Origin of the sequence: Oscillibacter sp. MSJ-31 (assembly GCF_018918025.1) — a bacterium.
Classification (GTDB): domain Bacteria; phylum Bacillota; class Clostridia; order Oscillospirales; family Oscillospiraceae; genus Hominicoprocola.
The window spans coordinates 135,354-159,861 of the sequence record NZ_JAHLPT010000003.1; the positions used below are offsets into that span (position 1 = coordinate 135,354).

Genomic DNA, 24,508 nt, shown 5'->3' on the forward strand with positions numbered 1-24,508 from the left:
GCGCCGGTAGATTACTGTCATTGTGTGCCTCCTTTCCCAAGCCGGTTTACAGCGATTCACCGGCGTTGTAATCGTATTCGTCATAGCATTTTCTGCCGCATTTGCTGTCCTGACCGTAGAAGTCATGGTTGACCAGCGCAGAGTAGTAGTTATCTATCGTCAGAGAGGCGTTATAGAGCGCCGTCAACAGATAGGCGCGAATGTTGCGAATGTCAGATGGGTTCTTGTTCATGACATCAATGACGTACTCAATGTGACTGCTGTTCAGCTTGAGAAAACGGGACTTCACAACCTCCTGCGGCATATTCTCGCCGTTGATACGGATGGTAGGAGCAGTAGAGCAGACAACATCTAACATGATGTTCATGATCTCCTGAACGCGGTCTTTGTCGAACATTGGGTCTTGGCTCAGAATGTCGTAGTCAAGGTTCTCCCTAATCAATTCCGCATACTCGCTTCGCACGTCCATCCTATCCATCCCATCAAGATTGATAGATTGGTTGTTCTTTGAGAGAGTATTTCTTTCTTGGTTAGTTACTTGGATAGTACTTATTTGTGCGGGATTATCCCTATAGGGATTCTCCACATCTGGACTATCCACATCGGGATTTTCCCTATGTGGTTTTTCCCTGCGTGGTAAACCAGCTTGTGGAGACTCGAAAATGTCAAACTCCGTGGTGACAAGTCTGCCCTTGCTGTCTCTTCCTCTGTGACGAACAAGATAGCCGTTTTTCTCAAGCTCTTTGAGTGCCGAGAGAATGGCATCAGGACCTTCCTTGCAGATAGCCGCCAGCCCGCGAGTGGAGAATTGCCAGCCGTCATTGAACGACAGCATTTTTGAAAGAAGCCCGACTGCCTTGAGGGACAGGTTCTTATCCCTCAAATGGGTATTGCCCATGACCGTGAAGTCACGGGTTTTATTGACGCGATAGACGGACACATAATCACCCTGCCATTTTCGTAGACACTTCAACGCCGCAGATACCAAAGTACCGGATGCGGATAACATCCTTGCCTTTCGGTGTAAAGTAGGTCTGAGAGCCGGTATATCGGAATGTCACGAAATCCCGGACAATAAAAAGTCCTTCGTTGCTCTTCTTGTTGTAGGGAAGAAGCTGACCGGATGGAGAGCGGAACAGATAGCCTTCGTTAAGCAGGAACTTGACAAACTTGCGCTCAGGGATTTTCAGCTCCTTCGCCGTGGTGCGGATATTGGTGCAGTCATCGGGATTGATGAAGGCGTCAAAGTAGTCCGCCTTCGGTCTTGCAACATTGAGTTCCGCTTCAAGTGCATCGGCACGGTCTCTTTCTCTAAGCACAGCTTTCGCCATCACCAAGGCAAATGCCGGGTCTTTTTGGATGCGTTCCAGCACGGAGTCTGTCATGTAGCAGCCGGTTTTTCGAATCGTAGGGACCACCTCATCGAACAGCCAGTGTTCAAATTTCTCAGCCGCAGGGAGCTTACTGCGTACAATGAGACGGTACACATCACCTTCGGTTATAAAAAGCATCTCTTGCTCACCGCCGTTTGTAAGGATACGCTGTTTCAACGTACCCTTGGCATGACGGGCAACCGCTTCATTCGGTCTGATGTACCCCAACGCCCTTGCCACATCTGAGCCGCAGAAGAGAAGCTGTTCGCCGTCGTAGTAGGTTCGAACATTTCCGAACTCACTGTTGTTGAAGATTTCGATTTTGTTATCCATGATTGATTTCCTTTCCGGCAGCGATGCTGCTCCTTTCAGTTTTGATGGTAGACAGGGGATATACGCAGTACGGACATTCCGTAAAGACACAGGATTGATATTTCCAGAAGGGACGGTGAAACCGACAGGTGCGGCACTCAGAGCAGATGCCGTCATGCCCACTGTCATAGTGATTTTGGTTCGGCGATTCCTTCATCAGAAAGTCAAACGCCATAAAACAATTTGCCGGGTACATTTTTATCAACCTCCAATTTCAGATAATAGAAAAAGCCCCCGTCATTGTTCTGCTATGCGCAGTGCAATAACGGGGGCTTACCCTTTGAATTATTTTGTTGTGTTGAGTGTATCGAGAAATCCCTTTATTAGAAGGGTGTGCTTCCAACTCTTCCGAATAATGTCGAAACTGTGCTGCGAAACGAGAAAGTCTGTAAGGCTGATCTTCGGTATGAGAAACTTACCGGAGATGCTGAATGCCCTCAGTTTTTTAGTATTACACCAGCGGTGAAGAGATGTATCGCAGTAGCCGATAGCCTCAACTGCTTCAACTATGGTAAGAAGATCGCCATACTGCCACAACTCATCCTCAATGTATTCACGGAAAGCTGCCTTTTCGTCATCGGAAAGATTCATTAGTTCCTTCCGATATGTGATACGGGAATTGTAATGACCGGAGCGGTGCTGATACCACTGATCCGGTGCGCGATAAATCTCCGGGTGAATTTCCCGATCAATCATATAGCAGATTACATCGTCGGTCCGGATTTTGTACCGACGAGTTTTTTTGCCGGTGTCCTTGCAGGGGACTAAACCGCTTTGCAGAAGATGAAGAGCTGTTGCTTTGCTGATATGAGCCATCCGATAGAACTGATCCTTTGAGATCGTTTCGGGGTATTCTTTGCGGAGTGCTTTGTAGTATTTTGCGCTTTCAGTCATGCTGATAACCACCTTAATTTTGATGTTCGGTATAGGTAGGTGTCATCTGCGTATGACTGTGTTTTCTCCCCGAGTTCTCCCCATCTTCTCCCCAAAGAGCATTTTTCTCCCCAAAATCGGATTTCTTTCGAACTCCTTGCCCTGTCTGGCTTTTCGGGATTTTCCATCTCCAAGTGCGGAAAAGTCTTGATTTTTCAAGGGTTTGCATCCTCCCACATTGTCCGTGAGTTTCCGGCGTTTTCCGCTAATGTCGGAATAGCGACTCTGACTCGAAATCGTTTGACGGCCAAAAACCGTCCGTGGGTTCGAATCCCACGCCCTCCGCCAGCGAAAAACCCAGTCATATCAAGGCTTTGCGCCCATATGACTGGGCTTTTCTTTTTGCTAATCTGCCATTGCTGCACATGATTTTCGGCAAGAAGTCATGTCTGCCATCCGACGGCCTCGGTTTCCGGCAGGGTCAGGACGTTGTCCATTACGTTTGCGGACGTAAGCTTGGACTTATAATCCAAGTGGCTGTAGATGTTTGCCGTGGTGCTGATATCGCTGTGGCCCAGCCACTCCTGGATTTGCTTCAGAGGCACATCGTTTGCCAAAAGCAGTGAGGCGCAGCTATGTCTGAGGTCGTGAAAGCGAATGTGCCGCAGGCCGTTCTGCTCCAGCAGCTTGCTGAAATTGGCGGTAACGCTTCTGGGGTTGAAGATATTGCCCATGGCATCCACAAAAACATAGCCGTCATACTTTTTGCTGTAGCAATTTCCGCATACGCGCCGATTCTCCTTTTGCTGCTCCCTCAGCGCCAGCAGCTTTTCCCGGATGTTGCTGACCAGCGGCAGGGAGCGCAGGCTGGATTTCGTCTTGGCACGGTCGGCGCAGACGATTTCACATTTGCCGTCTATCTTTGCGTTGGTTACAATGTGCTTAATGGTGATGGTGTCCCGCTCAAAGTCGATGGCGTCCCACTTCAGCCCCAGCGCCTCGCTGCGGCGCAGGCCGTAAAAGGCGGTCATCTGAATCAGCAGGGAGTACGGATGATCCTTGGACGCTTCCAGCAGCCTCTCCAGCTCCTCCTGCCGGTAATAGTCTGCAATGTACCGATGCTTCTTGGGGCGCTCCACCTTGTCGGCGGGGTTGAAGGGAATCAGGTCTATTTTTACGGCGTATTTCAGCGCCTTGTGGATATTGGCGTGATAGTGGATCACCGTACCGGGCGACACGGTTTTCAGCTCATGCAGATAAAAGCTCTGAATGTGCTTGGCTTGAATTCCGTCCAGCGTCAGTCCGGTGTTTCGGAAATACGGTGCGATCTTCCCCTTTACCATCTGCGTGTAAGAGGAAAAGGTGGTCTTTTCCACCGAGCTGCGGATAATCTCCAGCCACAGCTCCATGTAGTCGGCAAACAGCATATTCGAGGAGATGTCCTCGTTCTCCTTGCTCACAACCGGCGGGACAAAGCTCTTGCGAGTGTCCAGCAGCAACTTCTCTGCGCGGCGCTTGTTTCCCTTTGCGGGAAGTCCTGTGGGAATCCACGGCTGCCTGCGCTTGCCGTTGGCATCCGTGTAATTCAGCACCATGTAGTAATTGTCGTTTTTTATTTGCAGGTGTCCTGCTATCATAAACTCTACCTCCTTTGCGGATAGCACATGAACGGGCACCCTTTCGGACCGTTTTTATTATACGCCCGGCGGGAATGCCCGTCCAATGTGCCATACAGGTTCAAATCCCGGCTACGCCGCCGGCTGCGGATTTCCCACCGAGAGTGCGTAGCGGATCACATTGATTTTCGGTACGCGGTATGCATTGCCGATTTTCATACCGGGGATGTCGCCGTCGCCGATCAGCGCATAGGCCAGATGACGGCTGATGCCCAGCATCGCCTGCACCTGCGCCACATTTACAATGTCGGGGTAGTCCGTGAACATCACCTCGTATAGGGTCTGAATTTCGATTTTAGTCATCGGCACCACCTCCATCGTCACCAAGCACATGTGCGAGAAGCATACCAAGCTCTTCTTCTGTGTTCACCGGCGAGAGGCTGACAATACCCTCTTCGTTTTCATCCTCACCGAAGGGAGTGCCGCCTTCGCATACGATATTATCCAGCTTTTCCGAAATAGCATGGATTACATAGTGAACCTCTTCCTGAGAGAGAATAAACACAAGCTCGTGTCCGCGCTCATCATCAAAGGTTGCCACAAGCTTATCATCGCTGCGGTCAATACCGTTATCAGCATCGATGAGAAATTCAAGGAAAAGATCCTCAACAAAGAGGCAACCCGCCTCGGAAAAATCTGCGACCATACGGTCAAGCTCCTGTTTTCTGCTTTCGCTCAAACGGTTAAAATCAAAATTAGCTTTCATAATTTAATCTCCTTTCACCGGGCATCCCGGTCTTTGCGCTGCCGCGCCAAGTATTTGTTGTAAAAATCCATGGCCTTGACAAGCGTCTCGGTCATCTGCTTCACGAAGGTGTCCGGTCGGAAAAAGCTGCGGAGCTTGTCTACCGGCACCTTCACATATTCCACCTGATTGCCCTTAACCTCGGACAGAAGCTGCAGCACTGCGTCATCCGTGAGAGTCTGCGCCTCACTCATGCGCCGCAGCCGCCGGGCCTGAGACAAGGACGGCGTTACCTCATCGCTGTCCATCACGGAGAAGAGCATCTCCTGCTCGGACGGCTGCAAATAGGACAGCTCCACCGCCGGAGTCAGGGCGATCTTGCCCTCGTCCACCAGCTTCAGGATGTCGGGGATCAGGTTGGTGAGGCGGATGTATCGTTGGATTTGGTTGCGGCTGTCGCTGCTGTTTTGTGCAAGCAGTTTGTCTGTTCTCAACTTCGTCCCAAGTTGGGACGAAGTTCCCTGATGTTTCAAAGCATCGTATTTCATCTTGTACGCAAATGCTTTTTCCGATGGCAGGATGTGCTCCCTTTGCAGGTTGCTGTCCGCCATGGTGATAACAGCCTCCTCGTCCGTCAGGTCACGGATAATCACCGGCATGGTGTCCATCCCCAGCGCCTTGCACGCTGCCAGCCGCCGGTGGCCGGAGATCAGCTCATAGCCGCCGTCAGGCAGCGACCTTGCCAGCGCCGGAGAGAGCACGCCGGCATCGGCAATGCTCCGCATGAGCTGCGCCATTTCCTCGTCCTCCTTCACCTTAAAGGGGTGATTTCGAAAGGGTGTGAGGTCAGCCAGCGGGATTGCCTCTACCTTTGGCTTTTTCGCATCGAGCCGTTCCTCCGTGCTCATAAAAAGCTCCTCATACCCGGTCAGCCCCAAATCAATCGATCGGTCGTTCTTCATCGAATCCTTCCTTTCATCGTATAATCGTCTTGTCCTCTTGGGGCGGTCGCTGATTTCGCAGCACCTGCTTTTCCCGCGGGGAGAGGTAGGGGTCGTTTTCCGCCCACGCATCCATTTCACACGCCAAGAGGGCTTTCAGCTTTGGGTTATCCTCAATCATGTTATAGGCGGTTTGCTTTTGCTTCCGAAGCCGGGAAAGCTCTGCGGTGCAGGCGGCGCAGGACTTTTTCAGCTCGACCCTCTCCGCAGGATCGGCGCAGCCTCGCTGCTTATTGCGGATTTTTCCTGGCATATTCCCGTGCGTAGGGCCTCATGAATTCAAAATAGCGCCGGGTCACACGGATGTCCCGCTGGTTCTCCAGCAGCCTGTCCTGCAGCGCCTCCTTGTCATATTCGGCTCCCAGCCGGAAGGTGCGCATACACTTTTTAGCGCTTAGAGAGCGGATGGTGGCGTACCTGTGGTAGGGATCACACGCGAACACATAGCCCTTCTTCCGCAGCACGGCACTCAGCTCCGTCCAGCTGCTCGACATCGTCAGTGCCTCGTCCAGCGCCCGCCGCATAAGGTTGTATCGGGTGGGCTCACCGTTCTTTTCGGCAAAGTAGACCGACCGCGCCGTTTTATGCCGCTGGGGATTTTTCACCACCGACAGGCCATGCTCCTTGCAGACATGGTCGGACATATCCCGCAGCTTGTAATAGACCTCGTATTTTGCCTCCAGCTTTTTACCCGTCCACATATTCACCGGATTCACAACAAAGTGGTTGTGATAAGTGCCGGTGTTGAAGTGAGTGGCAACAAGCACCTGCCGGTCGTTCCCCCAAAGCCGCCGCGCCGTCTCCACGCCGATGAGATGGCATTCCTCCGCCGTGACCTCACCGGTCTTGAAGGACTGGTAGGCGTGGTAGGCCACATTGCCGCCGGCTTTGCCGAAGCGCCTCTGCACGGCAGCCATCTCCCTTGCGGCAGACTCCGCCCTGCAGCCAATTCCGGTAACGGCGTATTGCTGCTCCCCCTCATCCAGAGTTTTTTCTTTGTCGGCAGCATACAGCAGCACCTGCTCCAGGTCGCTCAGCTTGGTCTTGCTAGGGTTGGTGCAGTAGTCCACCACACGGCTGACGCTGTCATGGATCGCCCAGATCTTCGTCACCGCCATCGGCATTTGTATGCTTCTGTCGATAGCTGGACCATAGTTGAAGTCCCACTGGGACAAACGGGCTGGTAACGTCACATAGCTGCTGCGTTCAGCCGGATACATCTGTTCCTGTGTTCATTTTTGAAATGATGTCGGAGAGGAAGCTGTCTGCGTTCCCGGACCTCAGGTCCTTTTTCTGAAGCAGCAGCGCGCATTCATCGTCGCAGACCACAAGCCACAGATGCAATGATTCAAAGGCGCTCTTTATCCGTGTATAAGAGAGATGTTCTTCGTTCTCCTCCGCGCAGATCATTATGCCGGCATCCTCGAAGCGGATGGCGGTTTTTGAGTTTTTCCCAATCAACGGCCCCGCCGCAGCTCCAGCGCTTTCCGCGCCTCCTTTTTGCAGGATGCCGGTATGCGCGGCGGCGTTCTTCCGCGAGCAAGGGCAAACTCCAGCAGGCCTGCAATAATCACGGCTCCGCCCACAATGATCACATCGGTGGTTCTTGGCGGCATCAAGCCAAGAATCAATGTCAAAAGGCCCAAAGCCAGCAGGAACACGCCATAAATGCGGCAGCGCACTGTCCGCCTTTCGCGCGCCGGGCCTTTCGCGGCGTGAGTTCTGATGCGGTCTATCGCATTCCACATAGCGGGGCAGCGCTGCCGACTCTCAGCTTCCAAATGCCGGTGCAGCAGTTCTGCGGTTTCTCTGTCCACGGCGGGGTCATCGCAGTTGCTTATTTGAAAAAGATACATGTGCTTCTTCGTTTCGAAATCGGCTCATTGAGAGTGCCAGAAAATTCCATTCACAGCATATCGGACTGCCACCGGGCAGTCCGATATGCTGTGATGTGCTGATAGTTCCTTGCATGAGAACTGCCGACCGCTTGCGTCCTATTTTTCAAACAGGTACAGCAGGTATCCGTAGCCCTCGGCCTCCATTTTTTCGTAGGGGACGAAGCGCAGCCGCTGAGCAGCAGCACCGAGGCGAAAAGCAGTGCCAATACGCTTCGATGCATGCGCCAACCTATAAAGAAAAGCTGTTTGGCACGGCGGGTGGTCGCTGATGGCAGTATCTGCAGGCATGATCGCAAAAGCCGCGGCGACGGCGCTCTCTAACGAAAAGCTGCGCAAAGGCGTGGGATGGACGCTGGTCGCAATTCTCTCGCCAGTCATTGTACTCATCGCACTTCTGTGTTCTATTGGCTCCGGAGGTGCGGATCACAACAACCAAGCGGTAGCTGCAGCCTTCTATGGTGTGAGTTACTCAACAGAAGTACCCGCAGAATTCCGGTATCATATTGAGGAGATGCGTACCGCTTTTTCTCTTCTGGATTCGGCAGTGGCTTCCGTCAATGGACAGACGGAGAGCGGAAACGGCCTTGACCCGATTCGAGTCAAGGCCGTTTTTTATTCCCTCTGCTTTGGCGAGGATGCGCCGTCCGCACGGGCGGCAAGCCGCTTTGTGGAGTGCTTCTACACTTGGGAAACCCGTACCCGCACGGTAGAAGTGGAGAACGAGGATGGCACGGTTACCAGTACAACAGAAGAATACACCGTCGCTGTTCCGGTTTCGTTATATCAGGCGTATGCCAATCTGGAAGCGGAGCTTGACCGGACGATCACAGAGGATGATAAGAGCAACATCAACCACATCTATACCATGATCGCCGGCGCCGCAGGCGGCGGCAGCTACAGCGGCGAGTATCTCCGAGGCGACGGAGCCAGCATTGAGCTGGACATCTCCGGCTTTGTTGATCCCGCCAATAAAAATGCAGCCGACCTTGTGACCTACGCCATCCACGCATGGGAGTCCGGCTGGGGCTATGTAGGACAGAGAGCAGGAAGGCCGTAATGCGAAAGCGTGAAGTGATAGAGCTCCGTCATAGAATCGATTGTGTGGGATGGCCATGTGCCTCCGCGGTCATCAACAAGGAACGGTCGCTAACTGCAAGACCGGGAAAACACGCCGGAGTCCAAGAGCACGGCACACCTGACATTGTTATGTTTGTCATACCCGGGAGGCCTGAGTGGCTCCGCAGGAAAAAGAACTGCGGTAGGGAGTATCGGCCAAGCGCCTCGCCCCTTGTCCCATGCACGCCCCAACAATACCGGCGCACCATGAGGGTAACGGTTTCGATCTCCTTTTCCTTGTTCAAGTTCTGAAGTCCTTTCTGTTTTATAAATAGTTAGTCTACTCTAACCGTCTGCTGGAAGAAAAGGCAGGCCACCTGTATGCAGTCTGCCTTTTGCCTGATGCGAAAGCCCGCAGACGCGCGGGGCTTACAGCACCAGCGAGGGCGCGGTGTAGACCCGTGTCTTCAGCTCGCTGTTGAGCATATACAGCCCCTTGCTGTCTCCGCCGAACAGCTCCATCTTGGTGATAAGGTCGGCGGCGTTCTTCTCTTCCTCGCCCTGCTCCTTAATGAACCAGTCCAGCATCTGCATGGCGCGGAAGTCCTTGGCCTCGTATGCGGCGGCGTAGATGGCATCGATGCTGGCGGTGACGAGCTTCTCATGCTCCAGTGCCTTTTTCAGCGGGGTCATGTGGTCGCCTCGTTCCCACTCCGGCTTTGCGATAGCCTCAAAGGTAACGCCCTCGCCGTTATTCTGCAAATACTGATAAAACAGCATGGCGTGATCCCGTTCCTCCTGCGCCTGTACCCGGTACCAGTTCTCAAAGCCGTCCAGTCCGACGGCGGCGTAGTAGTTGGCAAAGTCCAGATACAGATAGGCGGAGTAGAACTCCTTATTGATTTGCTCGTTGAGCAGCTTAGATACGTTAGCGTTCATGATACTTCTCCTCCATAAGATTGTCTTTTTCCTGCTCCCGGCAGGCGGGGCAGATATGCCGTACCCAGAGCGATGCTGGGATGCTCCCTTTTCATCTCCAGGAACACCTGCTCCGCCGTGGGATGCTGCTGCAGCTCCGTTACGGCGGCCAATATCTCCTCTGCGTATTTTGGCATACCGCCAACCCTCCAAATGCAAGAATGAGTCTTATTATTTTGCTTTTATTATACCTATATTTTTTTCTCTGTCAACAACCACAAAAGGCTTGTGCCCCAAAAGCTGCCCCGAAGTACCTTGACAGCTTTAACTGTATCTGTTATAATCACAGCACAAACTGTATCAGCAGAAAACACAGTTGTGTTGGAGGTTGATTATGCGTCAGATATTTCTTTTTGCGGCACTTGCCACCTCGCTTGCGCTACTGAGCGGCTGCGCGCTGTCCAAGACAAAAGCGGACACGGCGGAGGACATGACAGGCAAGGCGGCGTATCAGAAGATCAGCGCCGAGGACGCCTATGAGATGATGGTCTCGCAGGAGGTCGTGGTGGTGGACGTCCGCACCCGGGAGGAATACGATGGCGGTCATATTGAAAACGCCGTCCTTGTGCCCAATGAGAGCATCGGGAGCGAAATGCCCGAGACGCTGCCCGATAAGGAGGCGACACTGCTGATCTACTGCCGCAGCGGCCGCCGCAGCAAGGATGCTGCACAAAAGCTGCTGGCGCTGGGGTATCAGAGCGTCTACGACTTCGGCGGCGTCATCGACTGGCCCTACGAGCTTGTGAAGGAGGGATGATTGTGGACAGTTCTTTTAATCTGGCCGTCCATGCGCTGGTCTTCCTGAGCCACAGTGGACGCTCCCTCAGCAGCGAAGCGCTGGCGGAGAACATCTGCACCAATCCCACCCGCGTCCGCCGGGTGCTGGCGGGGCTGAAAAAGGCGGGAATGGTGGAGACCCGGGAGGGCTTGGACGGCGGCTACCGCCTGACGGCAGACCCAGCGACGCTGACCCTGCGGCAGGTGGCGGAGGCGGTAAATACCCGCTTTGTGGACTGCGCGTGGCACAGCGGCGACATTGACCGGGACTGCGCCATCTGCTCCGGCATGGCGGGCGTGATGGACACGCTGTACCGGAACATGAACGAGCAGTGCGCCGCCTATATCTCGCAAATTACCATCGCAGACATTGAAACACGACTTTTTACACAGAAATAGGAGGATTTTATGATGCTTACCATTACGACCAACAGCTTTGAAAACGATGTTCTCCGCGCGGACAAGCCCGTGCTGGTGGATTTTTGGGCGCAGTGGTGCCCCTACTGCCGCCGTATTGCCCCGGCCTTCGACAAGGTGGGGGAGCAGTACGCCGACACGCTCATCGCTGGCAAGATCAACTACGACGAGGAGCCGCAGCTCATCGAGCGTTTCGGCATCGACACCATCCCCACGCTGATGCTCTTTAAGAGCGGCGAGGTGATCGGTTCTGTGGTAGCGCCCGGCTCCAAAGCCGCCATTGAGACATTTATCCGGGAAACGCTGGCGCAGTGAGGGCGTGGCTATGGAGCAGATCTATGATACGCTTCCATGTAGCACGCTTCGTGTCTCCTTAGAAACCGAGGGCAACGGTCAAAGCCATCCGTTTGCGCCGTGGCCGGAATACAAAAGCGCAGCCGCAGAGATTATGTGACACCGTCACAGTAAAACCGCTTGTCACGCGGTATACTATACCCAAACAAAGGAAAGGAGCTGACAGATATGGCAGCTATGAATATGAATCAGGAGCAGTTTAAGCAGTTGATCCGGGAGGAAAAGCCTGTTTTGGTGGATTTCTGGGCGCCCTGGTGCGGCCATTGCCGGAGGATCGGCCCTGCGTATGAGAAGATCGGAGAGGAATACGCGGACAGCCTCGTTGTCGGCAAGATCAATATTGACGAGGAGCCGCGGCTGGCGGGGGCCGAGGGGATCGAGGTCATCCCAACTCTGGTGCTGTACCGAAACGGAAAGGCCGTGGATTCCGTCACCGCACTCGGCTCAAAGGCAGAGATCGATCGTTTCATTCAGGAAGCCTTGGCGAAATAACGGAGGGTTCAGATATGAACAACAATCATGTTTATGATATGCTCGTGGTGGGCGGCGGCCCGGGCGGCTACACCGCCGCCCTGTACGCGGCACGGGCGGGGCTGGACACCGTCGTGCTGGAAAAACTGTCCGCCGGTGGGCAGATGGCACTGACCGAGCAGATCGACAACTATCCCGGCTTTGAGGACGGGATCGACGGCTTCTCTCTGGCGGAGAAGATGCAAAAGCAGGCGGAGCGCTTCGGGGTACGCAGCGAATACGCAGAAGTCCTCCGCATGGATCTGACGGCGGTTCCCAAGCTCCTGGAAACCAGTGAGGGGATCTTCCGGGGGAAAACCGTGGTGCTGGCTACCGGCGCAGACCCCAGAACGCTGGGCGTTGCCGGAGAGGCGGAGCTGGTGGGCCGGGGCGTGGCCTACTGCGCCGCCTGCGACGGGATGTTTTACAAGGGCAAAACGGTGGTCGTGGTGGGCGGCGGCAATTCCGCTGCAGCGGACGCCCTCCTTCTCAGCCGTGTGGCGAAGAAGGTGATCCTCGTCCACCGCAGAGACGCCCTGCGGGCCACCAAGATCTACCACGAGCCACTGGAACAGGCCGAAAATGTGGAATTCCGCTGGAACAGCACCGTTTCCGCGCTGCTTTCCGGGGACAGGCTGACCGGCGTACGCCTGCGGGACACCGTCACCGGTGAGGAAAGCGTGGTGGACTGCGACGGCGTATTTGTCAGCGTGGGCCGACAGCCCGCCACGGCGCTGGCGGTGGGTCAACTGGCGCTGGACGGCGGCGGCTATATCGTGGCCGGAGAGACCACGGAAACCAGTATTCCCGGCGTTTACGCCGTGGGCGACGTGCGGACGAAGCCCCTCCGTCAGGTGGTCACCGCCGTGGCGGACGGCGCGGTGGCAGTCCACATGGCGGAGAAATATATCGTGGAAAACCGATAAGGGAGGTAGATTGAAAAAGCCATGTTTAAGGTCAGGCCGGATACGACCGCAGTGGGGATGCCGACATATCCGCAAGGCAAACTGCCAGAGTAATGGCAGATAAGATAACCCATGTAAGATCGGGAGATATGTTGTCTCTCCATATCCAGTCCACGCAACAGTGAGCAACTGAACACAAAACACAGCCACAGATGTACTCTGCGGCTGTGCTTTTATGCGTTCTCAAGACTCCGGTCTCGCCCCACACCACACCGTGACCTCAACCTGAGATGACGGTACTCTGCCCTTGGGACATAAAGCAGATGAGTAAGACCATCATCTGTACGAGAATAGCTGCAATAGCTGCGGTTTGTTGCAGCTTATTCCGCGCAGAGCTCCGCCACCAGAGCGTCCATCTGCGCTTCGCTGGTTTGGTTCAGTGCGCCGCGCAGCGATACCTCCGTTTCACACAGTCGGAGTTCCTTCATCTTTTCCAACTCGGCACGCATCAGCCGCGCGGCAGCAGGGGCCCATGAGCCGTTTTCCATGAGGCCGATCCGGCGGTTTCGGAATCCCTTTGTCTGTAAATGTTCCAAAAACTCCTTCATGGGCGGGAACAGTCCTCCGTCATAAGTGGAGCAGGCCAACACCAGTTTCCCACAGTAGAATGCGCTGGTCACGGCATAGGAAAGGTCTGTTGCCGTCAGATCGCACATGGTGACTTGCGCACCTTTTCCCTCCAGCTTGCTCTTGAGGGCCTCCGATGCATATGCGGTATTTCCATGGATGGATGCGTGAGCGATCAGGATGCCCTCCGGTTCTTCCGGTTTCCATTGTGACCAGAGATCATAGAGCCGCAGATACTCCCCCAAGTCTTCTGTGAGCATGGGGCCATGGAGCGGGCAGATCGTTTTGATCTCCAGCGCGGAGATTTTTTTCAGCAGCGCCTGCACCTGTGCGCCATACTTTCCGACGATGTTGTAATAATACCGCCGGGCCTGCGGCGCCCAGGGAGCACGGGCCGTCCGTTCCAGTGAACCGAAGCGGCCGAAGGCATCCGCCGAGAACAGGATCTTTTCCTCCTCTTCATACGCTGCCATCACCTCCGGCCAGTGTACCATCGGTGCCAGCAGAAAGCGCAGCCGGTGCAAACCCAAGGAAAGCGTATCTCTTTCGCCAACCTCCAGCATACGGTCTTCCGACAATGCACCTGTGCCGAAGAACTGCTTGATCAGGGTAAATGTTTTCGCGTTTCCCACGATCTTCATCTCCGGGTACTTTTGTGCCAGCCGCATGAGGCTGCCGGAATGATCCGGCTCCATGTGTGTGACCACAAGATAGTCAGGGCTGCGCCCCTCCAACACCCGCGTCACATTGGAAAGCCATTCCTCCGCCGCCCGTGCGTCCACGCTGTCCATCACGGCGATCTTCTCATCCAGAATGACATAGGAGTTGTAGCTCACTCCCATAGGCTGGACGGGGTACTGGTTTTCAAAGAGTGCCAATGTGTTATCATCCACCCCTACATAGCGGATGGCATCTGTTACCGTTCGGATAGCCATATAAAGAATACCTCCTATTTTCCTTACTCAGACTCTGACTGATAGGTTCTTCTTTTCTAACGGAACATACGCTCAACCGCGGATCGACGGTCGCGCATTTTGCCGTTGTCTTGCTTCCCCCAGAGTCGTTACATGTGGTACACCGCAGCGGAGCGAAGTCCTTCCGGCAGGCCGTCGGGCGCAGCAGGTGAAAGTTCCCAGCGTACCTGCCCCGCCCACTGGGAGGCGACGGCGGAGAAGTGGAGCATGACAATACCGAGATCCAATGCGGCATCCAAATTATCGGTGTAGGCATCCTCCTGCTGCACCAAATAGATGCTGTGATCCTGCACAAGGAAGCCATAGGGCTGACGGTTGAGATAGCTGGGGGAGAGCGAAGCGGCGTAGAAGGACTGCCAGAGCATATCGTCGTAGAAGTCCATCATCTCGTCAAGCCCAGACTTGTTGCTCCAGCTCCCCATGTGAACCAAATCATGCACGCCCTTTTTGGGCGCGTAGTACTGCTGCTCGGCCCGCACATCGATCTGAGACATACTTAGGATATTCAGCCGCAGCTTTTTTGCGGTCTTTTCCCCGTAGCCAAAGGCAACGATTGCCGCCACCTCTAACGGGGTGGTGAGAGAAAGTGCCTTTTTGATTTTGTCGCTGTCGGTGAAGGTCATCCAGCAGGTGTCAATGTCCAACTCAGTCAGCTTGAGGACGAGATCTTCCATCATGTAGCCGGCGTTGATGCCCGCATAGGAATGCGGGGCAGACATAAGGAGCAGGTAGTGCGGTGCTCCGATGAGAAATTGCTTATAGCCCGCTGAGCTCTCCAGCGCCGGCTGTGCATCCTTGTCCAAGACGATCAACTCCGTTGCAATCTCCGGGACAAGACGGGGGCAGGTCTTTTCATAGTAGGATCGGAGCTGGCCGATAGCCTCGCTCGGAACTTCCTTCTCGCGGAATGCGTGAACGGATCTGCGATTTTGAATCATAGCGCTGTAATTCATAGTAGTATCTCCTATTCTGATGTCTTTGGTTTTCTTATAAATCGTCTATCAGTGCAGTGCTCTTGGCGTAGGCGGTACTGCGTGCCTCAAAGAAATCGGTCTTGACCATGTTGGCGTCGGCGTACTGGCTGACCCATTCCATGCTCTCCGGTTCGCTCTCAAAGCCTGGATACAATGCGGGATAGCCAAGGCTCGTCCAGCGGAGGTTGCCGAGATAGCGGATGTAATCGCTGATCATCTGCCGGTTCAACCCCGGGATGTCATCGCCGATCACATAATGCCCCCATGCGATCTCCTGCTCCACGCCCTCGCGCATCATCTCGCACAGCGCTTGTACGCTCTCGGCGGTGAATAACTCCGGCTGCTCCTTTTGCAGCTCCGTGATGATATTGCGGAACAGCCACAAGTGCGTGTTCTCGTCGCGGTTGATATAGCGGATCTCCTGCGCCGAGCCGGACATCTTCCCGTTTCGGGAGAGATTGTAGAAGAACATAAAGCCGCTGTAAAAATAGATGCCCTCCAAAATATAGTTCGCCATCATCACGCGCAGCAGCGTGGGAGCGTCCTTCCGCTCCTGAAACTCGTTGTAGCAGTCCCCAATGAACGTGTTGCGGCGCAGCAGATGCTCGTCCGTTTTCCATTGGTAGAGGATGTCATTGCGCTCCACAGGAGAGCAGATGGTGTCGAGCATATAGCTGTAGCTCTGTGAGTGGACACACTCCTGAAACGCCTGAATGGACAGGCAGAGATTGACCTCGTTGGCGGTAATGTAAGCGCCGATATTAGGCAGGTTCGCTGTCTGAATGGAATCCAAAAAGACAAGAAAACTCAAAATTTTATCGTAGGCGCTGCGCTCGGCTGACAGCAGGCGGGGATAGTCCTTCACATCCTGCGAGAGATTGATCTCCTCAGGGATCCAAAAGTTGTTCATGGCCTGCCGGTACCAGTCGCTGACCCAAGCGTACTTCATATTGTTGAAGTCGTTGAGGTTGGTGGTATTGCCGCCGATCATGCGCCGCAGGCGCACATCAAGGTCGCCCTCCGGGTTAAAGAGGGGCTTTTTCTTCAGTTCCGTCATGCTATCCTCCTTATGACGAGCAGCTTTCGCAGTCCTCGACTTCAAGGGCCTTGCTGCGGACATAGTAAATGGTCTTGACGCCGACCCTCCACGCCTCTAAATACAGTCTGAGCACCTGACGCATGGAATAGTCATTGGTGATATAGAGATTCATGCTCTGCGCCTGGTCAATATGTCTCTGGCGAAGGCCCGCGGCGCGTACCGACCAGCTTTGGTCGATCAGATGCGCCGCCTTATAGTACCACCATGTATCCATAGAAAGCTCCGGCGCAACGCGGGGCAGCATGCTGCCCTTTTTCTCCTCTAAGAAGAATTTCTTCATAATTGGATCGATGCCCGCCGACGTGCCGGAGAGGATAGATGTGCTGGAGGTCGGTGCGACCGCCAGCAGATAGGCGTTGCGCATTCCCTGCACCGCCACCGTTTCCGCAAGCGCCCGCCACTTTTCGGAGGTATAACCCCGCTTTTCAAAATACGCGCCCGTCTGCCAGTCGCTGCCCTCAAAGAGCGCGTAGCGGCCCTTTTCCCGTGCCAGTGTTGTGTCCGCCTTGACGGCGGCGTAGTTGATGTGCTCGAACACCGCGTCGGTGAAGGCAAGGTGCTCCTCGCTCTCCCAGCGGATGCCGCGCTTTGCCAGCATGTGGTGGTAGCCGCTGACTCCCAGGCCGATGCTGCGGTACTTCTGATTGGTAAGCCGCGCGTATTCCAACGGGTAGAAGTTGAGGTCGATCACATTATCCAGTGCGCGGATGGCCGTTTCCACCGTGCGTTCCATATAGGCCTCGTCCTCCACCGGCAGATTACCGAGAGACAGACTCGCCAGGTTGCAGACCACAAACTCACCTGGGCGTGTGGCCGTCACCACCACTGTGTCGCCGTTCTCCGTGTGTACCTCAGTGCTGATATGCTCGATGGGCGCCATGTTCTGCGCGATCTCCGTGCAGAGATTGGAACAATAGATCATTCCCGTGTGGCCGTTTGGGTTCATACGATTTACGCTGTCGCGGTTGAAGGCGAAGGGCGTGCCGGTCTCCACTGCCGAGCGAAGCACCAGCCGCACGATGTCCTTGACGGTGACGCTGCGCTTTTCGATGCGCGGGTCATTGACGCAGTCCAGATACCGCTTCTCCCATTCCGTACCCCAGTAATCCTCCAGTGCGTAGCCCTTGACCGTGAGGATCTCATGCGGACACATGAGATGCCACGGCGCGTCTATGTTCTCCTCCGCCAGTCGCCAGAAGAGATCCGGATAGCACACGGCAGGAAACACATCATGCGCCTTCATGCGGTCGTCGCCGTTGTTGGTGCGCAGTTGAAGGAATTCCGGCAGATCCCGGTGCCATGCGTCTAAGTAAACCGCCACAGCGCCCTGCCGCATCCCCAACTGATCCACCGCCACGGCGGTGTCGTTGACCAGCCGGATCCAGCGGATAACACCGCCCGCCGCCCCTTGAAAGCCGCGGATGGTGCTGCCTGCAGCGCGCACCTTACCGAAGTACATCCCCATTCCGCCGCCGAATTTAGAGACCTTTGCGAAGTTGTCCAGCGAACGGTAGATGCCGTCCAGACTGTCCGGCACAGTGTCCACAAAGCAGCTTGAAAGCTGATGGTAGGGCTTTCGTGCGTTGGACATGGTAGGTGTCGCCATCGTGACCTCCATACGGCTGAGCATATCGTAAAAGCGTTTTACCCACCCCATGCGGTCAGAGCCTTCGTTCATAGCAAGATGCAGCGCGATACCCAAAAACATCTCCTGCGGTGTTTCCAGCGGCACGCGGCTGCGTGACTGGATCACATAGCGTTTGAGCAGCAGGTCAAGGCCGGAGTAGGTGAATAGCTCGTCCCGTTCCGGGCAGAGAAAGTCCTCCGCCATGGCGATCTCCTCGTGGGTATAGTGGGCAAGGATATAGTCACCGTAGAGTCCATTATCCGTCAGATAGCGAAGCCTGCCATAGAGGTCGCCGACGCCGCGCCCCGCCCATTCCTGTGCGTTGCGACAGCGAAAGGAGTGGTTCAGAAGCCGCGCCGCGACGAATTCCCACTTGGGTGCCTCTGCCGTAGTCAGCTCTACCGCTGCCTTGGTCAGTGCCTCAGCCCGCTCATCCTCCGTCATGCCCGGGCGACAGAAGCTCTCAAACTTCATTTGAAGCGCCGCGAGGGAGTAGACTTCCTCGGTAAAATCCATCTGGATGCGGCGCAGCACCTCGTCAAGCGAGTCATCCCCCACCGTCTGCGCGATGGTATGCCGGACGCGGCGCAGCGCAGACCGCTTTTCGCGATAGAGGATGTATGCCTTGGCCACCTCATAGTGTCCGCGCTCCATGAGCGTCCGCTCCACCTCGTCCTGCACACGTTCCACGGTGAGCGGCGCTGCGGCGGCGAGGTTGTCAAGAACGGCGGCGAGGATCTCATTCAGCTCTCTGCTCCCGATCTCCCGTCCCTGTCCATCAAACGCTTTTTTCATGGCGTTGAAAATTTTCTCCTGTTGAAAGGGAACAGACTCCCCGTTTCGTTTTCTGATCTCCATTTCGATCCTCTCATCTTCTCCGGTCACTTCTCATGTCCTTTTGGGCAAAGAGCGGGCAAGCGCAGTATCACGCTTGCCCGCTCTGTTTTTGAAAGCCGGTTTTTCTGCAGCCGACGCGGCGGGGCAGTTTGTTGTCTGTTGTCTTGGTTTTGGCTTCCCTGCCAGTCACTTCATAGATTCCAGAATGGCGTCCGCCAGTGCTTCCAGCTCAGTGCACTTGTCCGTGCCCATGGACGAGGCGAGGCTGAGGCGCTCGTTGAGCACTGTCATGTTCTTGAGCTCATCGTTGACGAATTTCTGCATGAGGTCGCCGGACTTCACCGCCCACGAGCCGTTTTCAATGATGGCAAAGGTGCGGTTTTGCAGATTCAGTGCCTTCATATCCATGAGGAAATCGTGCATGGCGGGATAGATGCCGAGGTTGTAGGTCACAGAGGCCAGAACAATGTGGCTGTACTTAAACGCCTCGGAGATCAGCTGGGAGACATGAGTGGAGGACACATCGTACATCGCCACCTTGCTCATGCCCTTATCGCAGAGCGACGCCGCCAGCGCCTGCGCCGCGTTCTCCGTGTTGCCGTACATAGAGGCGTAGACGATGAGCACGCCCTGGGTCTCAGGGGCATAGCGGCTCCATGTGTCGTACTTTTCGATGAACCAGCCCAGATCCTTGCGCCACACGGGGCCGTGGAGCGGGCAGATGTACTTGATCTGATCCAAAACGCCGCCGGCCTTTTTCAGCAGGAGCTGGATGTGGGGGCCGTACTTGCCCACGATGTTGGCGAGGTAGCGGCGGGCGTCGTCCAGCCAGTCCCGCTCGAAGTCCACCTCGTCGGCAAACAGCTTGCCATCCAGCGCGCCGAAGGTGCCGAAGGCGTCGGCGGAAAAGAGGACGCCGTCGGTAACGTCGAGGGTCACCATGGCCTCCGGCCAGTGAACCATAGGCGCTCCCACAAAGGTGACGGTGTGCTTGCCGAAGGAGAAGGTGTCGCCCTCCTTCACCTCGATGCACTCATGTCCGTCCACATGGAAGCCGAACTGCCGCATGAGCATGAATGCCTTCTCGTTGGAGATCAGCTTCACCTTGGGATGGCGCAGCAGGATCTCCTCGATGCAGGCGGCGTGATCCGGCTCCAGATGGTTGACCAGCAGGTAGTCCAACTCGCGGCCATCCAGCACATACGCCAGATTTTCCAAAAGCTGGCGGCAGGCAGACCAGTCCACCGTGTCAAAGAGCACCGTCTTTTCATCCAGCAGGCAGTAGGAGTTGTAGCTTACGCCCCGGGGAATGGGGAAGCAGTTTTCAAACAGGGCCAGACGATGGTCGTTGGCGCCCACCCAGTAGAGGTCGTTCGTTACTTTACGCACGCAATACATCTTATCTTACCTCCTTCACGGCTCAAGCCTTTACAAATTGATCCTTCGTCTCCGCGCACTCGGGACACACCCACTCGGCGGGAAGCTGCTCAAAGAGCGTACCGGGCGCGATCTCGCCGTCCTCGTCGCCCAACTCCGGCACATACTCGTAGCCGCAGCCGCTGCAGACGTAGCGGTCGCCGATGGGGGCGGGCTTCGGCGGCATGGGCCGCTTCATCTTTACCATGGGCGGCGCGGGCAGCTTTTCGCCGCTATCCAGCGCAGCAGTGAGCAGGGGCAGGATCTCCTCCACATCGCCCACGATGCCGTAGTCGCAGTTCTTGAAGATAGGCGCGTTACCGTTCTTATTGATGGCCACGATGGTGGAGGCGTCCTTGATGCCCTTAAGGTGCTGCGACGCGCCGGAGATGCCGCAGGCGATGTACAGATTGCCGGTAAACTTCTGCCCGGACATACCCACATAGCGGTTCAGCGGCAGATATTTGAGGGTCTCCGCCACAGGGCGGGAAGAACCGATGGCAGCGCCGGCGGCCTTGGCCAGCGCCTCTACCAGTTTCATGTTCTTTTTCTCCCCGATGCCCTTGCCCGCGGAGACCACCCGTTCCGCCTGCGGGATGGGCGTATCCATGGGGATGCCCACGGAGAAGTCGTGACCGTCCTTCTTCAGCGCCGCCACAAGGTCGGCCACCTGCTGGGCGGCGTCCCCCTCCCGGAAGATGGTCTTTTTGCGAATGCCGGTGATGGGCGCGGGTTTCTTGGCCGCCGAACGGCTCTCGCCGCCGGAGCTCTTGCCCAGCCTGCCGATGAGATGGGAGGCGATGACCACCCGCTGGATCTCGTTAGTGCCCTCGTAGATGGTGGTGATCTTGGCGTCGCGGTAGGCCCGTTCCACCTCCATGCCCTTGAGGAAGCCGCTGCCGCCGTGGATCTGCAAGGCATCGTTGGTGACCTCCAGCGCGATGTCCGAGGCGTACATCTTCGCCATGGCGGACTCCATGCCGTAAGGCGCGTGCTGCTCCTTCAGCTCCGCCGCGGAGTAGATGAGGAACCGGGCGCAGCGCAGCTTGGTGGCCATATCCGCCAGCTTGAAGGCGATGCTCTGCTGGGCCGCGATGGGCTTTCCGAACTGAATACGCTCCTTGGAATAGCTCAGCGCGTGCTCAAACGCGCCCTGGGCGATGCCCAGCGCCTGCGCGGCGATGCCGATGCGTCCGCCGTCCAGCGTGGACATGGCGATCTTGAAGCCCTCGCCCTCCTTGCCCAACAGGTTTTCCTTGGGGACCTTCACGTCGTTGAAGATCAGCTCCGCCGTGGAGGAGGAGCGAATACCCATCTTGTCATAGTGGTCGCCGAACTCAAAGCCCTTCCAGCCCTTCTCCACGATGAAAGCGGAGATGCCCCGGGTGCCGATGTCCGGCGTGGTGACAGCGAAAACCACATAGGTGTCCGCCTTAGGGGCGTTGGTAATGAAGATCTTGCCGCCGTTGAGGAGGTAGTAGTCCCCCTTATCCAGCGCCGTGGTCTCCGTGCCGCCGGCGTCGGATCCGGCGTTGGGCTCCGTGAGGCCGAAGGCGCCGATCTTCTCGCCCTTGGCCAGCGGAACCAGATATTTCTTCTTCTGCTCCTCGGTGCCATAGGCGAAAATGGGCCATGAGCCAAGGGAGACGTGGGCAGAGAGGATCACGCCCGCGCCGCCGTCCACACGAGCCAGCTCCTCCACCGCGATGGCGTAGCTCAGGGCGTCCAGACCGGCACCGCCGTACTCCTTGGGGAAGGGAATGCCCATCCAGCCCAGCTTACCCAGCTTCTTGACAGCCTCCTCGGGAAACTCATTGTTCTGATCCATCATAAACGCGAGGGGCTTGATCTCCTCCTCCGCAAAACTCCGGATCTTCGTGCGCAGCTCTTCGTGCGCCGCCGTGGTTTGAAACAGCATACGGGTACCTCCTCTTAAAATTATACAGCTCGCTTGTATCTTGGGGATCGGATCCGCCGGTCAGCAGCCTGCGCAGGCTCACGGCACAGAACGCCTCGTCCTGCTTTCGCTGCAAGGCCGCCAGCTGACAGTGGATGGCGCACCGCCCATGCTTGTCCTGCCAGCGGCACTCAAATCCCGGCTCCATGCAGGCGCACAGAACGCCCCGTTCCCCCATGACCCCCATGAGATCGTAGAGGGAGGTCGCGTCCAGGTCGCAGGACAGCTCGCAGCCGCCGAGAGCGCCGCGGCTCACCCGCACCAAATTGCCGGCGGAGAGCTTGCGCAGAATCTGGTAGGCAAACTGAGTAGGGATCAGCTCCGTTTCCGACATCTCGGCCACCGAATGCTTCTCCCCGTCCAGCAGCACCCGCAAAATGCGCAGCGCGTAGTCCGTCTCTTTGGTGATGATCATGTCCCGCATCCTCTTTTCGCTTGCTTGTACTGCCATCATATCAATCTCGATAAATTTTGTCAAGATAATTTTGAAATGATTATTGCAATAATACAGACCGCCCCGATTTGGGTCAGTTTCGCCTTCCATTCAGCGAAAAGCCATGTTCCTTCCAATTATAGAAGCCGAAAAAGCTGTGCCGTGGCAGCCCGCCGAAAGCAGAAAAGACTATGACTGAAAACCAGAAAACAGAGAAATCGGTTGGGGCTCTCAGCGATCACCCACCCAAGGCGGATGTGGCGAGCCCTGACAAGCCTAAGCCATCCAACCGAAACAAGCAATAAAGTGCGTGCTTTTCATTTTATATTCGACGAATTAAGTTAATGTGCACTGAATAAGATGAACTGCACGCTGCCACCAGCCTTCAGTACCTCCATCACAACTGCGACGTGGACGTTCAGTGCCGCCTCCCTGTCCTTTCTTCGTCAGGCCAGGCTTTTTTCGCAATAGTGGCAACGAATTCGTTCTTGCTGTTTTTCGTTTGAAAAGAGCCTTATGACCTGGGCACTCTCCGGTCGTGGGTGGCGTAGTAGGTCCGCTTATTTTCGTACATGCAATAGTCGGCCTTGTCCAGCAGCGTTTGCATGACGCAGCCTTCATAATCGGCGGAGATCGCCCAACCGTAGGCGTAGCTGAGAGGAAGCTGATTGCCGTCACGGTTTGCAGCGTCGGCTTCCCTGCGCAGACTGTCCAGTATGCCCTCCACCTCCTGCCGGTCCGTATGGTAAATGACCGCCATAAATTCGTCGCCGCCGTATCTGCCCACGAAATGCTTTTCCGGGATCACCCGGCGTAAAAGCCGGGCAAAGCTCAGGATCAGTTGGTCACCTGCCGAATGACCCATCGTATCGTTGACGGTTTTCAGATTGTTCAGGTCAAATATGACGCAGGCCGTAGGCTCCCGGAGAATTTCCCTGTTGTTGAGAAGCTCCTCGCAGGAGCCTTTGTTGGGCAGGCCGGTATGGATGTCGATGTATGCCTTCTGCTCCAGCAGTTGGTTTTTCCGGTCCATTTTCAGTGCCATGGCGGTCTGGAGCATGATCAGGATCACCAGGCACAGCATATCCAGTGCCGAGAGGATCTCAATAGTGCGGATCTTCATGGCGATCTTTTCTGAATAGTGTTCCGCGGCAGACACCGTTTCGTCCGCCATTTCAAAATAGGTCTCGCTCATGGCAACGATTTGGGTGTTCTCATATCCACGCTGTCTGGCCGCCGCGACCTCCGCCTTGAGCCGCTCCCAGTAGTCACGCTGGATGTCCAGCCTTTCCTGATAGGCCGCGTCCTTGAGCTCTACCAATTCGTAGTGCCCATCCCCGGATGTCAGATCGCTTAAAATATCGTCTAAATACGCGATCAACTCATCGTTTCGGGTGCCTGTGATCTCCAGCTTTACCGCCCGCTGCGTGGCTCCGCGCACCAGCCCGGCATAATTGATGACGCGGGCCGTGCCCTTCAGGTTGCCGATCTCGACCATCATCAGAGTGACAAGGATCACCAAAATCAGCACAAGGCAGCTTTGCAGGATGCTGATGAGATTTTTGCGATCTATTTTTACATTTCCTTTTATCATAACTACCTCGATCACGGAACGACCATGATATTCTTTATTGCGAATCAGTCTTGATGAATACTTTACTCAGTAACGCACATCATGTCAATAACAAT

At 55.6% G+C, this 24,508-nt stretch carries 29 protein-coding genes; 7 read left to right on the forward strand and 22 right to left on the reverse strand.

What is annotated here, in order from left to right; all coding sequences use genetic code 11:
• Positions 1 to 46: 46 nt before the first annotated feature.
• From KQI17_RS03890 to KQI17_RS03945, 12 genes are all read right to left on the reverse strand, one after another.
• Positions 47 to 898 carry a DUF6017 domain-containing protein gene (locus KQI17_RS03890; RefSeq protein ID WP_216494990.1) on the reverse strand — a complete coding sequence of 284 codons (852 nt, stop codon included), beginning with the start codon at positions 896 to 898 and terminating at the stop codon, positions 47 to 49.
• Positions 899 to 944: 46 nt separating this feature from the next.
• A complete protein-coding gene (locus tag KQI17_RS03895) occupies positions 945 to 1,706 on the reverse strand; it encodes a phage antirepressor KilAC domain-containing protein (protein ID WP_216494902.1) in 762 nt (253 codons plus the stop codon).
• Between the two features lie 324 nt (positions 1,707 to 2,030).
• Positions 2,031 to 2,639, reverse strand: coding sequence for a helix-turn-helix domain-containing protein (locus tag KQI17_RS03900; RefSeq protein ID WP_216494903.1), 609 nt, complete (start codon positions 2,637 to 2,639; stop codon positions 2,031 to 2,033).
• A 13-nt stretch (positions 2,640 to 2,652) separates the two neighbouring features.
• Complete coding sequence (locus KQI17_RS03905; RefSeq protein ID WP_216494904.1) at positions 2,653 to 2,847, reverse strand: hypothetical protein; 195 nt, start codon at positions 2,845 to 2,847, stop codon at positions 2,653 to 2,655.
• Between the two features lie 214 nt (positions 2,848 to 3,061).
• On the reverse strand, positions 3,062 to 4,255 hold the full coding sequence (gene xerC, locus KQI17_RS03910) for a tyrosine recombinase XerC (protein ID WP_216494905.1): 1,194 nt from the start codon (positions 4,253 to 4,255) through the stop codon (positions 3,062 to 3,064).
• A gap of 111 nt (positions 4,256 to 4,366) precedes the next feature.
• Complete coding sequence (locus KQI17_RS03915; protein ID WP_253285674.1) at positions 4,367 to 4,597, reverse strand: helix-turn-helix domain-containing protein; 231 nt, start codon at positions 4,595 to 4,597, stop codon at positions 4,367 to 4,369.
• Positions 4,590 to 5,000 carry a hypothetical protein gene (locus KQI17_RS03920; RefSeq protein ID WP_216494906.1) on the reverse strand — a complete coding sequence of 137 codons (411 nt, stop codon included), beginning with the start codon at positions 4,998 to 5,000 and terminating at the stop codon, positions 4,590 to 4,592. Before KQI17_RS03920 ends, KQI17_RS03915 begins: the two co-directional genes overlap by 8 nt.
• Before the next feature lie 14 nt (positions 5,001 to 5,014).
• A complete protein-coding gene (locus KQI17_RS03925) occupies positions 5,015 to 5,941 on the reverse strand; it encodes a ParB/RepB/Spo0J family partition protein (RefSeq protein WP_216494907.1) in 927 nt (308 codons plus the stop codon).
• 13 nt (positions 5,942 to 5,954) lie between these two features.
• Entirely contained in the window at positions 5,955 to 6,101 is a 147-nt protein-coding gene (locus KQI17_RS03930) for a hypothetical protein (RefSeq protein ID WP_216494908.1), read from the reverse strand.
• 109 nt (positions 6,102 to 6,210) lie between these two features.
• A complete protein-coding gene (locus KQI17_RS03935; RefSeq protein WP_216494909.1) occupies positions 6,211 to 7,173 on the reverse strand; it encodes a relaxase/mobilization nuclease domain-containing protein in 963 nt (320 codons plus the stop codon).
• Positions 7,174 to 7,186: 13 nt separating this feature from the next.
• Positions 7,187 to 7,726: a hypothetical protein gene (locus KQI17_RS03940; RefSeq protein ID WP_216494910.1), complete on the reverse strand. Its 540-nt coding sequence runs from the start codon at positions 7,724 to 7,726 to the stop codon at positions 7,187 to 7,189.
• 248 nt (positions 7,727 to 7,974) lie between these two features.
• Complete coding sequence (locus tag KQI17_RS03945) at positions 7,975 to 8,256, reverse strand: hypothetical protein (RefSeq protein ID WP_216494996.1); 282 nt, start codon at positions 8,254 to 8,256, stop codon at positions 7,975 to 7,977.
• 166 nt (positions 8,257 to 8,422) lie between these two features.
• On the opposite strand from KQI17_RS03945, the gene KQI17_RS03950 reads away from it, so the two are divergent.
• Entirely contained in the window at positions 8,423 to 8,935 is a 513-nt protein-coding gene (locus tag KQI17_RS03950) for a hypothetical protein (protein WP_216494911.1), read from the forward strand.
• A 428-nt stretch (positions 8,936 to 9,363) separates the two neighbouring features.
• Here KQI17_RS03950 and KQI17_RS03955 read toward each other — a convergent pair whose 3' ends face one another.
• Both KQI17_RS03955 and KQI17_RS03960 read right to left on the reverse strand, forming a co-directional pair.
• Positions 9,364 to 9,873 carry a ferritin gene (locus tag KQI17_RS03955; protein WP_216494912.1) on the reverse strand — a complete coding sequence of 170 codons (510 nt, stop codon included), beginning with the start codon at positions 9,871 to 9,873 and terminating at the stop codon, positions 9,364 to 9,366.
• Positions 9,870 to 10,049, reverse strand: a complete 180-nt coding sequence (locus KQI17_RS03960) for a hypothetical protein (protein ID WP_216494913.1) — start codon at positions 10,047 to 10,049, stop codon at positions 9,870 to 9,872. The genes KQI17_RS03955 and KQI17_RS03960 overlap by 4 nt, the downstream gene beginning before the upstream one ends.
• Before the next feature lie 197 nt (positions 10,050 to 10,246).
• On the opposite strand from KQI17_RS03960, the gene KQI17_RS03965 reads away from it, so the two are divergent.
• The 6 genes from KQI17_RS03965 (at position 10,247) to trxB (ending at position 12,896) form a co-directional block, all read left to right on the forward strand.
• Positions 10,247 to 10,669, forward strand: a complete 423-nt coding sequence (locus KQI17_RS03965) for a rhodanese-like domain-containing protein (RefSeq protein WP_216494914.1) — start codon at positions 10,247 to 10,249, stop codon at positions 10,667 to 10,669.
• Entirely contained in the window at positions 10,666 to 11,088 is a 423-nt protein-coding gene (locus KQI17_RS03970; protein WP_253285675.1) for an Rrf2 family transcriptional regulator, read from the forward strand. The genes KQI17_RS03965 and KQI17_RS03970 overlap by 4 nt, the downstream gene beginning before the upstream one ends.
• A 12-nt stretch (positions 11,089 to 11,100) precedes the next feature.
• Positions 11,101 to 11,421 (forward strand): co-chaperone YbbN, encoded by a 321-nt coding sequence (locus KQI17_RS03975; RefSeq protein ID WP_118601970.1) that lies wholly within the window; start codon positions 11,101 to 11,103, stop codon positions 11,419 to 11,421.
• Between the two features lie 10 nt (positions 11,422 to 11,431).
• Complete coding sequence (locus KQI17_RS13765) at positions 11,432 to 11,560, forward strand: hypothetical protein (protein ID WP_256445947.1); 129 nt, start codon at positions 11,432 to 11,434, stop codon at positions 11,558 to 11,560.
• A gap of 68 nt (positions 11,561 to 11,628) precedes the next feature.
• A complete protein-coding gene (trxA, locus tag KQI17_RS03980) occupies positions 11,629 to 11,952 on the forward strand; it encodes a thioredoxin (RefSeq protein ID WP_216494916.1) in 324 nt (107 codons plus the stop codon).
• A 14-nt stretch (positions 11,953 to 11,966) separates the two neighbouring features.
• Positions 11,967 to 12,896 carry a thioredoxin-disulfide reductase gene (trxB, locus tag KQI17_RS03985; protein ID WP_216494917.1) on the forward strand — a complete coding sequence of 310 codons (930 nt, stop codon included), beginning with the start codon at positions 11,967 to 11,969 and terminating at the stop codon, positions 12,894 to 12,896.
• A 359-nt stretch (positions 12,897 to 13,255) separates the two neighbouring features.
• Here the strand turns inward: trxB and KQI17_RS03990 are convergent, their stop codons facing one another.
• The 8 genes from KQI17_RS03990 to KQI17_RS04025 form a co-directional block, all read right to left on the reverse strand.
• On the reverse strand, positions 13,256 to 14,437 hold the full coding sequence (locus KQI17_RS03990) for an FprA family A-type flavoprotein (protein ID WP_216494918.1): 1,182 nt from the start codon (positions 14,435 to 14,437) through the stop codon (positions 13,256 to 13,258).
• A gap of 128 nt (positions 14,438 to 14,565) precedes the next feature.
• On the reverse strand, positions 14,566 to 15,429 hold the full coding sequence (locus KQI17_RS03995) for a nitroreductase family protein (protein ID WP_216494919.1): 864 nt from the start codon (positions 15,427 to 15,429) through the stop codon (positions 14,566 to 14,568).
• 34 nt (positions 15,430 to 15,463) lie between these two features.
• Entirely contained in the window at positions 15,464 to 16,507 is a 1,044-nt protein-coding gene (locus tag KQI17_RS04000) for a ribonucleotide-diphosphate reductase subunit beta (protein WP_216494920.1), read from the reverse strand.
• 10 nt (positions 16,508 to 16,517) lie between these two features.
• Entirely contained in the window at positions 16,518 to 19,034 is a 2,517-nt protein-coding gene (locus KQI17_RS04005) for a ribonucleoside-diphosphate reductase subunit alpha (RefSeq protein WP_216494921.1), read from the reverse strand.
• Between the two features lie 165 nt (positions 19,035 to 19,199).
• Positions 19,200 to 20,411, reverse strand: a complete 1,212-nt coding sequence (locus KQI17_RS04010; protein WP_216494922.1) for an FprA family A-type flavoprotein — start codon at positions 20,409 to 20,411, stop codon at positions 19,200 to 19,202.
• A gap of 22 nt (positions 20,412 to 20,433) precedes the next feature.
• Positions 20,434 to 22,347: an acyl-CoA dehydrogenase family protein gene (locus KQI17_RS04015; RefSeq protein ID WP_216494923.1), complete on the reverse strand. Its 1,914-nt coding sequence runs from the start codon at positions 22,345 to 22,347 to the stop codon at positions 20,434 to 20,436.
• Positions 22,241 to 22,801, reverse strand: coding sequence for an Rrf2 family transcriptional regulator (locus KQI17_RS04020; RefSeq protein ID WP_253285676.1), 561 nt, complete (start codon positions 22,799 to 22,801; stop codon positions 22,241 to 22,243). The genes KQI17_RS04015 and KQI17_RS04020 overlap by 107 nt, the downstream gene beginning before the upstream one ends.
• A gap of 532 nt (positions 22,802 to 23,333) precedes the next feature.
• On the reverse strand, positions 23,334 to 24,428 hold the full coding sequence (locus tag KQI17_RS04025) for a GGDEF domain-containing protein (protein WP_371821946.1): 1,095 nt from the start codon (positions 24,426 to 24,428) through the stop codon (positions 23,334 to 23,336).
• Positions 24,429 to 24,508 lie beyond the last annotated feature (80 nt).